Source organism: Arenimonas sp., assembly GCF_047602345.1.
Taxonomy (GTDB): domain Bacteria; phylum Pseudomonadota; class Gammaproteobacteria; order Xanthomonadales; family Xanthomonadaceae; genus Arenimonas.
In genome coordinates this window covers 776,174-788,805 of the sequence record NZ_JASGHN010000006.1, presented here as the reverse complement: position 1 = coordinate 788,805, position 12,632 = coordinate 776,174, and the positions used below count along the sequence as shown (strand labels likewise).

Sequence of the window (12,632 nt, the reverse complement as noted above, 5' to 3'; positions counted from 1 at the left end):
CTTCTTCTGGGAACGATATGCCCGGCCCGGCTCCTCACGCCACCACGCGCCGCTGCGTATCGAGCAGCCGGCCAGCCGCTATCGGGTCCAGCGGCGGATGCAGCAGGAAGCCTTGCAGGGCATCGCATCCCAGACGCAGCAGCAGTTCGCGCTGCACCTCGGTTTCCACGCCTTCGGCGACCACCGACATGCCGAGGTTGTGCGCCAGATTGATGATGGTGCGAACGATCGGTGCATCCTCATGCCCCGGCGTGGCGTCGGTGCCGATTTCGCGCACGAAACTCTGATCCACCTTCAGCTTGCCGATCGGCAGCTTGTGCAGGTAGCTGAGCGAGGAATAGCCGGTGCCGAAGTCGTCGATCGCCACACCCACGCCGAGCTCGCGCAGTTCGATGAGATTGGCTGCCGATTCCTGCACCTTCTTCAACAGCAGCGTCTCGGTGATCTCCAGCTCCAGCGCCTCGGGCGGCAACTGCGCATCCTGCAGGGCGCGGCGCACGCTGTCGACGAAGTCGGATCGGTTGAACTGCAGCACCGACACGTTGACCGACATGCACAGGTTCGGGTGGCCCGCCCGGCGCCAGTGCGCCGCCTGTTCGCAGGCCTCGCGCAGTGCCCATTCGCCCATCGAAACGATCAGGCCATTGTCTTCGGCCAGCGGAATGAAACGCGAGGGCGAAACCTCGCCGAGCGACGGATGGCGCCAGCGCAGCAACGCCTCGAAAGCCAGCACATTGCCGTCGGCGTCGACCTGCGGCTGGTAGGCCAATGCCAGCTGGCCGAGCTGCATCGCATAGCGCAGGTGCCATTCCAGTTCCATGCGCTCGCGCGCCAGCCGGTTCATTTCCGCGTCGAACCACTGGAAGTTGTCGCGCCCCACTTCCTTGGCGCGGTACATGGCGACGTCGGCGTTGACCATCAGCGTGGCCGCTTCCGCGCCATCGTCCGGATAGAGGCTGACGCCCAGCGACATGGTGACGAACAGTTCCCGGCCCTCGAGCTCGAAGGGCCGGCGCATCGCCTCGACGATGGTCTGCGCCACGCGGATGGCATCGCGCGCGTCCTCCAGTTCGGTCAGCACCAGGGTGAATTCGTCGCCGCCTACGCGCGCCAGCGTGTCGCTGCCGCGCACGCAGCCGGCCAGCCGCGCGGCGACCTGGCATAGCAGCGCGTCGCCGGGCGAATGGCCCAGGGTATCGTTGATGTGCTTGAAGCGGTCCAGATCCATGTACAACACGGCGACGCGGCGGCCGCTGCGTTGCGCCTGCGCCAGCGCCTGGCCGAGGCGGTCCTGGAACAGCAGCCGGTTGGGCAGACCGGTGAGCGCGTCGTGTTGGGCCTGGTGCGCCAGCTTGTCGGTCAACTCGCGATGTTCGATGGCCACCGCCGCCAGCCGGCTCACCGATTCCAGCAGGCGACGGTCGCGGTCGCTGCACTCGCGCGGTGCTGTCCCAAGCAGGTTGAGTACGCCAAGAACGGCGCCCTTGGCCGACAGGATCGGCATCGACCAGCAGCATTGGATGTTGAAGTCGTCGCGCATCCGATGCATGCGCGTCCAGGCCGGGTGCGCCGTGGTGTCGGCGACCAGCACCGGTTCACCGGAGGTGACCGCATTGGAAAAGTCGAGGCCATCGGGCGAGCGCAGCACGGCGTGCAACGTCCGGATGTAGTCCGCCGGCATCGACGGCGCCGCGGTACCGGCACGCTTGCCGTCGCGCAACAGGGTGAGGCTGCCATGCATGCCGGGGCGCTGGTGTTCGAGGGCCTCGATCACATGCGCGAGCACCGCCGGCAGCGGCTCGTCCTGCGCGACGAGTTCGAGGATGCGCGCGCGATCGCGTTCCAGGGTTTCGTTGCGTTTGCGCGAGGTGATGTCGAGGCAGGCGCCGGCCAGGCCGGTCACCTCGCCGTTCCCGTCGCGCAGGATCTCGACCTTGTCGAACAGCGTGCGCACCTCACCGTCGGGGCGCACCACGCGCGTCTCGTGGCTGAAGTCCTTCTTCTCGCGCGTCGCGCGCGCGAAGCGCTCGACCATCGGCGCGCGATCCTCTTCGGGCAGGCGACGGATGAAATCGCCGAAGGAGGGACGGTGCATGGCCGGGTCCACGCCGTAGATGCGGCACAGCTCGTCCGACCAGGTCAGCGTTTCGGTGGCCGCATCCCAGTTCCAGCTGCCCAGGTGCGCGAGGCGCTGCGATTCCTCCAGCCGCGACTCGCTCAGGCGCAGCGCCATTTCCGCCTGCTTGCGTTCGATGGCCGCGGCCACCTGGCCCGACACGAATTCGAGCAAGGTCTTGTCCGATTCCTCGTAGTGCACTTCGCCGGAATAACTTTGCACCACCAGTGCGCCGATCGTGCCCGACTGGGTCTTGAGCGGAACGCCCAGCCAGTGCGAGGACGCCGTGCCGACGTAGCCGTCCTCGCGATAGACGCCTTCGTTGGGCGTTTCCGGGGTGAACAGCAGCGCAATTCCCAGGCGCACCACGCGTCCGGACAGCGTGCTGTCGTCGAGTTTGGTCGCAGGCGGCGGCGCGTCGTGTTCGTCGACGTAGTAGGGGAAGCTGAGCTCGTCCTTACCGCGGTCGTAAAGCGCCACGAAGAAGTTCCTCGCCGGCAGCAGCTCGTCGACGATGTCGTGGATGCGGCTGAACAGCGTCGACAGCGTTTCCGCCGACTGCGCGGCCTCCGATATCCGGTAAAGCGCACGTTGGGTGCGCTCGTCGCGCTTGCGCTGGGTGATGTCCTGCACCACGTAGGAGAAGCGCGGTCGCCCGCTCGGCCCCGCGCCCAGGTGCGTCAGCGTCACCTGCCAGTGCAGGTGGCTGCCGGGCACGTTGCTCGCCTGTTCGAAATTGACCGGCTGCCCCGTCCGCAGCGCCTCCAGGTACTTCTCCAGCCACACGCCGTTGCGCGGGCCGCTCAAGCCCAGTTCGCTGATGCGCTTGCCTTGCAAGTCCTCGAGCTTCATGCCGTTGGCGTTGGCGGTCGCCTGGTTGACCGAGACCAGCAGAAGGTCCTCATCCTCGATCAGCTCGGTGATGCCCATCTGGAAGGGCGCACCCTCGAAGAACGAGCGCAGCACGGTCGGGTCGGGACCCGATGCGTTGTGCTCATTTCGTTCGCCGCCCATACCTGGTCCCCTGCCGACGCCGATTCCGCCCTGACGTCTTGCCAGCATAGACCTATCCGGTGCCGGGCAATAGGCGCTGGCCTCTCGGTCGTTCGACGGGTGGGCGTGGCAGGCGCTCGTCGGCGTCGAGTAGGAACACGACCGAGTCATGACGCGATGTTGCTACTCAGAGCATCAGGTCGGTGTCAGAGAGTACGCATGTCTGCGTCAGCGAACATCGATATAGTGGGTGTCCTGTGCTTTTTGCAGGAGGGCGTCAATGCAGTACTTGCAGAAATCCGTTCTCCGGTAGGCCTGTGACCCAATGCGAGGATGATGTTCAAGGGGGCGATGCTGTGTACGACAATCCCAGAAGACCGTTTGGGGGCTGATCATGCTAAGGGAACTTGCCAAGTTTTCTGCGATCGGGTTTTTCGTAAGCTCCATGACAACGCTATGCGGCGTTCTTCTCGGAGCAAGAAATTTCCCGAAGGTCTCTTCTGGCGTTTCCGAAGATATTCTCTCTGGGGTCGATCTGCTTAGCTATTTTCTTCAAAATCCAAGATTCGGGTTGAGCTTGGTGACACCCATGTTCCTGCAGATTTTCATTGCTTGCGTCATATCGATGATTATTGCGCGCGTGATGCTCGCGCGTTCGCGTCTGCCTTGAAAAGAGAAAAGGAAAAAGATAAAGGGCACCCACTTTCTTGTTGTCAGGCCTGATCTGAAATGAATGCGTCGCCTTCGGGCGGCGTTTTCATTTTCCACGAGCGTGATGCGTTTGTGCTGCCCACACACCATCCTCCCTCGCGGGCAGCGGGGCCCTGCCTAGTTGCTCAGTCCGCTTTCGACAAAACCGTCGCCAGGCCAATGCTCTTGCCCCATCGCTGATGCACGACCAGTGCTAGGTAGTCGCCGAGCCTCAATGGCAGGCAGGCGGCCAAGAACTCGGGTCAGAGTACATTTCCCGGCTTGCTCTCGATCGGACGATCCCACTCCCTTCCACGGGAGTTTTTTCGCGCCTGACCTGGGCGCATACTGACCCCAGATCCTCGCCGCGGGGTGTCGGCCCCGCAGGGATGGCTGATGCGCCGCCTGTATCTGTCGCTATTGCTGCTGGGCCTATGGCCGGCGCTCGTCTGCGCGGCGGTTCCGGCCAGGGGCGACGCGTCGCGCACGCAGATAGACGCCGCGCTGGCCTTGCCGTCGGTCTTGCGCGAGCAGACCCGCGAGCGCCTGCCCAGCGTGGGCTTGACCGATGGCGAACGGGTTCAGCGCCTGCTCGACTACATGATCGCCGACGAGGGCCTGGGCCTGCGCTATCGAGAGCAGCCTTCCCTCGACGTGAGCGAGGCCTATGCGACGCGACAGGTGAACTGCCTGTCGTTCACCCTGTTGTTCGTCGCGATGGCGCGCACGCAGGGCTTCGATGCCTTCGTGCAGGCGACCGATCAGGCACTGGCGATGGAACTGGTGGGCGACACCCTGTTGCGCGCCACGCACGTGAACGCCGGCGTGATGATCGATGGCCGCGAGTACACGGTCGATGTCGGATGGCGCGCCTTGCTGGCCGGGCATCCGCCGAAAAGGATCAGCGATGCCCAGGCGGTGGCAATGCTGCGCAACAACGAAGCCGTGGAGCGTTTGCAGCAGGGCGATGCCGTCGGTGCCATGCCCTTGATCGAATCCGCCTTGGCGCTCGATCCGGACAGTGCGATGGCCTGGAGCAATGCCGGCGTGATCCGCAGCCGCGCCGGCCAGCGCGATTCGGCGGAGCAAGCCTATCTGCAGGCATTGAAGCTGCGTCGCACGCATCTGGGCGCGTTGAGCAATCTCGTCCTGCTGTATCGCAGCACCGGCGCGGAAAAGCAGCGGCTCGCCTACGAAGCCCGGCTCGAGCGCGCGCAGAGCCAGGACCCGTTCACCCAGTTCCTGATCGCGCGCCAGTTGGTGGGCGCCGGCGCTTACGAGGATGCGGTAGCGCGTTACCGCCGCGCGATCCGATTGATGCCGGACGAACCGGCTTTCCACCGCGGCCTGGCGGAGGCTTATCGGCTGCAGGGGCGCGACAGCGCGGCCGAGCGATCGCGCCATCGGGCCGACAACCTGTACTCGCGCAAGATGCGCGGCGGGGGCGTGCGTCGGGCGGAGCCGGATGCGGGTTGAGTCGGAAGAAGCGATAGCGCGCAGACTTGCAGATTCAGCCATGCGCCCAGGAGACGCGCATGCGTCTCTCGGCCAAACGGACGAGCGAGAAGCGAAATAGTCCGTCGGATGTAGAGCGAGAATCGCAGGTCGCTTGCCGTCAAGCCGGATGCGCCTGCCACCACCGGAATTCCTGCACCTTGGACTGGCCGACGAGGCGCGAGAGGCTGGTCGTGAACTCTTCCAGCCGATCGATTCCCGCAATCACCAGGGCATCGCCGGATGGCAGGTTCACTCGCGTCGCGCGCACGCGGCCGCCTCGCCGTGCCACCTGGACCGAGACGATGGAGGCCAGAGGAACCTCGGCTGTGCCATCCGGCCCGAACAGGCGCAGGGCATCGGTCGCCAGCTCGATTCCCATCTCGCGCATTTGCGCGGCCGAGCGTCGCGCCTCCTGCACGTTCCTGTATGCCTGATAGGCCGAGGCCACACCGATGACGCCGAAAATGGCCGCAGCGATCCAGCTTTTCATCACGGCCGAGCCGACAGCGATCGCCGCCACCAGCAGCCCAGGCACGAGCGCACCGGCGATGGCGGTGCGTTGCCCCGACAGGATGTGCTCGGCGCTGTAGCGATAGGTGCTGTTCTGCATGGATTCGTGGTTTCGGCTAGATCGATAGGCGAGAGCGGAAGATAGCCCAAGCCCGGGAGCGTTGTCAGAATGCGTTTCCCGCGATGAGCCCTCCGTCTATTTTTCGTGGGGCCTTGAGGGGCGAGGGGTCGGGGGCGAGAGCTTGCAATAGACATGTCGCTACGGATCTTGCTGGGCTCTTCAGCCCAGCCTGCATCCGTTCTCGCTCAGGATAAGTTGCCTCGCAACGCCACCGGCAGTCGCGCACTGACGTCCACGCCGAAATGACGGTACGCATCGAGCGCATCGGATAATAGCGAATGCGCCGCCGCAGGCAGCGGGTCGCGCAGTGGTCGGTCGGGGTCGATTCCGTGCTGGCGCAGCACTTCGCTGGCCCAGTCGTGCAGTTCGTTGCGTCGCGATGTCAGCGCCTGCTTGAACCACTCGCGCGCCGGTTGGTGCAATCGATGTCCCGCTTCACCCAATTGCATCGCCGCGGTGCTGAGTGACGGATAGGCGCCGCGATACCACTCGGTATAGCCACCGGCCTCCAGCCGGATCGTCAACGGCATCGGTGCGCGATGCACGGCGAACTCTTTGCGGAAGCGGCGTTCGATCGCCGCGGCGTCTTTCTGCGATTCGGTTTCGACCAGCAGGGCGCGATCGAAATCGAAGGCCTCGTGGAAGCGGCGGCTGAATTCGCGCGCACGGCGCAGCGGGTCGTTCGAGATGCCGAGCTTCAACCAATCCTCGGTGTGCAGGGGCAACAGATAGACGTAGCCCTGGGCCATGGCGCGAACGCCGCTTTCGCCGGGCGGTCAGTCGGCGGGGCGCCAGCGCGCCAGTTCGAGCTTGGCGATCGTGCCGTGGTGCACTTCGTCGGGGCCGTCGGCGATGCGCAGGGTACGGATCATCGAATACAGATAGGCCAGCGGGAAATCCTCGCTGACGCCGGCGGCGCCGTGCGCCTGGATGGCCCAGTCGATGATCTGGCAGGCCATCGCCGGTGCGACGACCTTGATCATCGCGATCTCGGCGCGCGCCGCCTTGTTGCCCACGCTGTCCATCATCGACGCGGCTTTCAGCGTCAGCAGGCGCGCTTGTTCGATCAGGCAGCGCGATTGCGAGATGCGCTCGTGCCAGATGGATTGGTCGGCCACCGGCTTGCCGAAGGCCACGCGGGTCTGCACGCGTTTGCACATCAACTCCAGCGCGCGCTCGGCCGCGCCGATCGTGCGCATGCAATGGTGGATGCGGCCGGGGCCGAGGCGGCCTTGTGCGATCTCGAAGCCGCGGCCTTCGCCGAGCAACAGGTTCGTCGCCGGCACGCGCACGCCGCGCAGTTCGACTTCCATGTGCCCATGCGGCGCATCGTCATAGCCGAAGACGCCGAGCGGGCGCTTCACTTCGATGCCGGCGCTGTCGGCCGGCACCAGGACGATGGACTGCTGCTGGTGCGTGGGCGCCGTCGGATCGGTCTTGCCCATCACCAGGAACAGCGAACAGCGCGGATCGCCGGCGCCGGATGCGTACCACTTCAGGCCGTCGATGACGTAGTGATCGCCGTCGCGGCGGATCGAGCATTGGATATTGGTCGCATCCGACGAGGCGACGGCAGGTTCGGTCATCAGGAAAGCCGAGCGCATTGTGCCGGCCAGCAGGGGTTCGAGCCAGCGATCCTTCTGCGCCTCGTTGCCGTAGCGTTCCAGCGTTTCCATGTTGCCGGTATCGGGCGCCGAGCAGTTGAATACTTCGGCGGCCCAGGGCACGCGGCCCATGATTTCGCAGAGCGGGGCATATTCCAGGTTCGACAGGCCCTGCGGCGCGCGTTCCGAACGCGGCAGGAACAGGTTCCACAGACCGGACTTCCGCGCCAGCGGCTTGAGTTTTTCGATCGTCTGCAGCGCCTGCCAGGCATTGCCGGCGCGGCGGTTGCTCTGAACTTCCTCGAGGTAAGCCCGCTCGTTCGGCACGATGTGTTCGGCGAAGAAGGTTTCGAGCTGGGCCCGGAGGGCTTCGACGCGGGAAGAGTGGGCGAAATCCATCGGGAACCTGTGTTCGTTGACGAAGGCGGCGCGAGGGCGCCAAGGCATCCTAGGCAGCGTCCGCGGCAGGCGCAAGCCGCGCGCGGGGCGCGCTCAGGACAGCAGGGAGCGCAGCATCCAGGCCGTCTTTTCGTGCGCCTGCATGCGTGTCGTCGCCAGGTCGGCGGTCGGCTGGTCGTTGGCCTCGTCGGCGCGCTTGAACAGCTCGCGCGCGGTCTTCGCGCAGGTCTCGTGGCCAGTCACCAGCTGCTGCACCATGCCCTTCCAGTCCGGCACGCCGGTCTCTTCCTTGATCGAACTGAGCTTGGCGTATTGCGCGCCGGAGGCCGGTGCGAAGTGGTCCAGCGCGCGCATGCGCTCGGCGATTTCGTCCAGCGCCAGCCACAGCTCGTTGTACTGCGTCATGAAGCTCAAGTGCAGGGCATTGAACATCGGTCCGGTCACGTTCCAGTGGAAGCCGTGCGTTTTGAGATACAGCGTGTAGGTATCGGCCAGCAAGCGCGCGAGGCCGTCGGCGATCTGCTTGCGGTCCTTGGAGGCGATGCCGATGTCGATCTTCATGTCAGTTCTCCGGGCGAATGGGAAAATCCAGCCTACAACCGTATCCTATGCCTGTGAAATCCCTGTTTTCGATGCTTCCCATCGACGTTTCCTATCGGACATGAGTCGCCCGGAAGCCCCCGCCACGCCGCGCCTCGACCTGGCCCTGAGCCGGGACCAAGGCCGGCTGCGCCGCATGCAGTCCCGCTTGCGCGAGAAGCCGGGCGACGACGCCTTGCGGGCGGCCTTCGTGCAAGCGCTGATGGCGTCGGTGGCCGAACGCGAGCGGCGCGAAGCGCAACGTCCCGTCCCGGAGTTCGACAACGACCTGCCCATCAGTCGCGAAGCCGAGACCATCATCGGGCTGATCCGCCAGCACCAGGTCGTCGTCATCGCCGGCGAAACCGGCTCGGGCAAGACGACGCAGTTGCCCAAGCTCTGCCTGGCGGCCGGCCGCGGCGTCGCCGGCCTGATCGGCTGCACGCAGCCGCGCCGCATCGCCGCGCGCGCCGTGGCGCGGCGCGTGGCCGAAGAGCTGAAGACCCCGCTGGGCGGGGCCGTCGGTTACCAGGTGCGCTTCACCGAGAACGTCGGCGAGCAGACCTACGTCAAATTCATGACCGACGGCATCCTGCTGGCCGAGATCCAGAGCGATCGCTGGCTGTCGCGTTACGACACGCTGATCATCGACGAGGCGCACGAGCGCAGCCTCAACATCGATTTCCTGCTCGGTTACCTGAAACAGCTCGTGGCCAAGCGCCGCGACCTGAAGCTGATCGTGACCTCGGCGACGATCGACACCTCGCGTTTCGCGAAGCATTTCAACGATGCGCCGGTGCTCAGCGTCGAGGGCCGCAGTTATCCGGTCGACGTGCGTTACCGACCGCTGGAGGAAGTGGGCGAAGGCGATCTTTCCGGACGCGGTTCCGAGGAAACGCGTCGTGGCGACCGCACGATGAACGACGCCATCGTCGCGGCGATGGACGAGATCACGCGCGAGGATCCTCTCGGCGATACCCTGGTCTTCCTGCCGGGCGAACGCGAAATCCGCGATGCGCACCTGGCCCTGTCGCGGCGCAAGTACCGCAATACCGAAGTGCTGGCCCTGTATGCGCGATTGTCGGCGAAAGACCAGGACCGCGTCTTCCAGCCGGGGCCGCAGCGCCGCATCGTGCTGGCGACGAACGTGGCCGAGACCTCGTTGACGGTGCCGCGCATCCGCTACGTGATCGACCCCGGCGCCGCCCGCGTGAAGCGCTATTCGCCGCGACAGAAACTCGACCGCCTGCATATCGAACCGATCTCGCAGGCCAGCGCCGACCAGCGCAAGGGCCGTTGCGGCCGCGTCGCCGCCGGTACCTGCTATCGCTTGTATTCGGAAGCGGATTTCCAATCGCGTCCGCGTTATACCGATCCGGAGATCCTGCGCGCCTCGCTGGCAGGCGTGATCCTGCGCATGCTCGATCTCGGATTGGGTCGCGTCGAGGACTTCCCCTTCATCGACCCGCCCGATCCTCGCGCGATCAGCGATGGCTGGCAGACGCTCTCGGAACTCGGCGCTGTGGCGGCGGGCGAGGGCAACGAACGTCGCCTGACGCCGATCGGCCGCGAGATGGCGCGGCTGCCGATCGATCCCAAGCTCGCGCGCATGCTCATCGCTGCGCGCCAGCATGGCGTCTTGCGCGAGATGCTGGTGATTGCCGCCTTCCTCGGCATCCAGGACCCGCGCGAGCGTCCGGCCGATGCGCGCGAGGCCGCCGACCAGGCGCATGCGGCCTTCGCCGATCCGACTTCCGAGTTCCTCGGCGTGCTGAAGCTTTGGGAAGCGTATCGCCTGGCGCACGAAGACCTGACCCAGTCGAAACTGCGAGGCTGGTGCGAGAAGCACTACCTCGGCTTCCTGCGCATGCGCGAATGGCGCGAGCTGCATCGCCAGCTGCGGCTGAGTTGCGAGGAGCTGAAGTGGGAGGAGGCGCCTGCGTCTGTCGATGAGAGCGAAACGGCCCGACTGCGCGGCGGCGATGACACCAGCTTCTACACCTTGTTGCATCGTGCGTTGATCGCCGGCCTGCCGAGCCAGATCGGACATCGCAGCGAGAAGGGGCTTTACGACGCGCCGCGCCAGCGCAAGTTCCAGATCTTCCCTGGGTCTTCGTTGTCGAAAACGCCTCCCGCATGGTTGCTGGTCGCCACCATGCTCGATACCCAGAAAGTCTGGGGCCTGATGGCGGCGAAGATCGAGCCCGACTGGGTCATCGCCGAACTGTCGCACCTGCTTGCACGCAAACACTTCGATCCGCACTGGTCTCGCGCGCAGGGACGGGTGCTTGGTTCCGAGCAGATCAGCCTGTTCGGCCTGGTCTTGGCGCCGAAGAAGCCGGTGCACTACGGCGGCCTGTATCCGGTCGAATCGCGCGAGATCTTCGTGCGCCAGGCCTTGTTGCCGGGTGAGATCAATACGCGCTCGGCGTTCGTGGCGCGCAATCTCTCCACGTTGTCGAAGGCGCAGGAAGAAGAGGCCAAGCAGCGTCGTGCCGGCCTGATCGCCGACGAGGATTGGCAGGCGCGCTGGTATCTCGACCGCCTGCCGCCCGAGATCAACAGCGTGCAGGGCCTGGACAGCTGGTATGGGAAGCTGGCGCCGGAGAAGAAGAAATCGCTGGAATGGTCGCTGGCCGACCTGTTGCCGGGCGAAGGCAGCGAAGCGGATCGTTTCCCGAAATATTTCGCGCTCGGCGATGCGAGGCTGGCGCTGCATTACCGTTTCGAACCCGCCGCCGAAGACGATGGCGTCACGCTCGATGTTCCCCTGCATCTGCTCAAGGCGCTCGACCCCGCGCGACTGAGCTGGCTGGTGCCGGGCCTGGTGGACGAGAAGGCCGCCGAGCTGATCCGGTCCTTGCCGAAAGCCCTGCGCCGCAACTACGTGCCGGCCCCGGATTTCGCCCGCGCCTTCGTGCAAGCCTATCCGGCCTCGACGCGTAGCGCCGGCGGCGAAGCCGATGCCGACGACCTCAAAGGCACGCTGTCGCGTTTCCTGACGCGCACGACCGGTGCGCCGGTGACGGCGTTGGATTTCGACGAACAGGCACTGGCGCCGCACTTGCGCATGAACCTGCGCCTGGCCGATCGCGGCCGCGTGCTGGCGATGTCGCGCAATCTCGATGAACTGAGGCAGCGTTTCGGCGAGCGCGCCGAACGTGCGTTTGCCGAACAGGCCGGCGAGCGCCTCGCACGCGAAGGCCTGCACGAATTTCCCCACCAGTCGATTCCCGCGCAAATCCCCGGTGCGGCCGGCGTACCCGCGTATCCAGCGCTGGTGGACGACGGCGACACCGTGGCCCTGCGCGTGTTCGCCGATCCGGTCGAGGCGCGCGAGCAGCATCGGCGCGGCGTGCGGCGCCTGGCCGAGTTCGCGCTGGCCGAGAAGGTGAAGCAGTCGCGCAAGCAGTTGCCGGTGTCGCCGAAGCTCGGTCTGTTGTATGCGGCGATCGAAAGCGCGGAGCGTCTGCGCGCCGATATCGTCGAAGCGGCTTTGGCCGCTGCGCTCGGCGGCGAGTTGCACGGCATTCGCGACAAGGCCGCCTTCGATGCTCTGGTGGCAAAGATCGGTCGCGAGCTGTTCGCCGAAGCCATGCAACGCCTGCAGCTGGCCGAAGCCGTGCTGGCCCTGTACGCCGAGATCAAGCCCCGGCTCGAATCGCCGTTGATGGGTTGGGCGCGTGGCAATCTCGACGACATCGCCACGCATCTGCGTAGCCTCGTGCACCCGGGTTTCCTGCGCGAAACGCCGGCCAGCCTGCTGGCCGAATACCCGCGCTATCTGAAGGCACTGAAGCTGCGCGGCGAGCGTGCCCTGGCCGATCCGGTGAAGGACCAGGCGCGGCTGCTGGAACTGCGACCGTATGCCGAGGCGCTGGAACGCGCACGCGAAACGGGGCAGGGCGGGCGCGAGGCCTGGCAGGAGTTCCGCCAGGACCTGGAAGAATTGCGGGTGCAGACCTTCGCGCAGGAGCTGGGCACACGGCGTCCGGTCTCGCACAAGCGCTTGGCTAAGCAGCTCGAAGGCTTGAGCCGTAGCACGGGTTGAGCGCCGTCGGTGCGATACCCGGGGTTGTCCATGCGGAGAATTTCCCCCGGGTTCATTCCTCAACCTGGGCTA

Annotated in this window: 7 protein-coding genes; 2 read left to right on the top strand and 5 right to left on the bottom strand. The window is 65.7% G+C overall.

Features of this window, described 5'->3' with window-relative positions; translation table 11 throughout:
• Positions 1 to 34 precede the first annotated feature (34 nt).
• On the bottom strand, positions 35 to 3,130 hold the full coding sequence (locus tag QM707_RS08205) for an EAL domain-containing protein (RefSeq protein WP_415001363.1): 3,096 nt from the start codon (positions 3,128 to 3,130) through the stop codon (positions 35 to 37).
• 1,065 nt (positions 3,131 to 4,195) lie between these two features.
• Between QM707_RS08205 and QM707_RS08200 the strand changes: the two genes are divergently transcribed.
• Positions 4,196 to 5,275: a tetratricopeptide repeat protein gene (locus tag QM707_RS08200; protein ID WP_415001362.1), complete on the top strand. Its 1,080-nt coding sequence runs from the start codon at positions 4,196 to 4,198 to the stop codon at positions 5,273 to 5,275.
• Positions 5,276 to 5,414: 139 nt separating this feature from the next.
• Here QM707_RS08200 and QM707_RS08195 read toward each other — a convergent pair whose 3' ends face one another.
• The 4 genes from QM707_RS08195 to QM707_RS08180 form a co-directional block, all read right to left on the bottom strand.
• Entirely contained in the window at positions 5,415 to 5,906 is a 492-nt protein-coding gene (locus tag QM707_RS08195; RefSeq protein WP_415001361.1) for a hypothetical protein, read from the bottom strand.
• A 206-nt stretch (positions 5,907 to 6,112) separates the two neighbouring features.
• Positions 6,113 to 6,676: a GIY-YIG nuclease family protein gene (locus tag QM707_RS08190; RefSeq protein WP_415001360.1), complete on the bottom strand. Its 564-nt coding sequence runs from the start codon at positions 6,674 to 6,676 to the stop codon at positions 6,113 to 6,115.
• 27 nt (positions 6,677 to 6,703) lie between these two features.
• On the bottom strand, positions 6,704 to 7,930 hold the full coding sequence (locus tag QM707_RS08185; protein ID WP_415001359.1) for an acyl-CoA dehydrogenase family protein: 1,227 nt from the start codon (positions 7,928 to 7,930) through the stop codon (positions 6,704 to 6,706).
• A 93-nt stretch (positions 7,931 to 8,023) separates the two neighbouring features.
• Positions 8,024 to 8,491 carry a Dps family protein gene (locus tag QM707_RS08180; RefSeq protein ID WP_415001358.1) on the bottom strand — a complete coding sequence of 156 codons (468 nt, stop codon included), beginning with the start codon at positions 8,489 to 8,491 and terminating at the stop codon, positions 8,024 to 8,026.
• A gap of 100 nt (positions 8,492 to 8,591) precedes the next feature.
• Between QM707_RS08180 and hrpA the strand changes: the two genes are divergently transcribed.
• Positions 8,592 to 12,560, top strand: coding sequence for an ATP-dependent RNA helicase HrpA (gene hrpA / locus QM707_RS08175; RefSeq protein ID WP_415001357.1), 3,969 nt, complete (start codon positions 8,592 to 8,594; stop codon positions 12,558 to 12,560).
• The last annotated feature ends 72 nt before the right edge of the window (positions 12,561 to 12,632 follow it).

Coding starts and splice junctions, on each gene's coding strand:
- QM707_RS08205 (WP_415001363.1), bottom strand. CDS start 3,130: ATGGGCGGCGAACGAAATGAGCACAACGCATCGGGTCCCGACCCGACC.
- QM707_RS08200 (WP_415001362.1), top strand. CDS start 4,196: ATGCGCCGCCTGTATCTGTCGCTATTGCTGCTGGGCCTATGGCCGGCG.
- QM707_RS08195 (WP_415001361.1), bottom strand. CDS start 5,906: ATGCAGAACAGCACCTATCGCTACAGCGCCGAGCACATCCTGTCGGGG.
- QM707_RS08190 (WP_415001360.1), bottom strand. CDS start 6,676: ATGGCCCAGGGCTACGTCTATCTGTTGCCCCTGCACACCGAGGATTGG.
- QM707_RS08185 (WP_415001359.1), bottom strand. CDS start 7,930: ATGGATTTCGCCCACTCTTCCCGCGTCGAAGCCCTCCGGGCCCAGCTC.
- QM707_RS08180 (WP_415001358.1), bottom strand. CDS start 8,491: ATGAAGATCGACATCGGCATCGCCTCCAAGGACCGCAAGCAGATCGCC.
- hrpA (WP_415001357.1), top strand. CDS start 8,592: ATGAGTCGCCCGGAAGCCCCCGCCACGCCGCGCCTCGACCTGGCCCTG.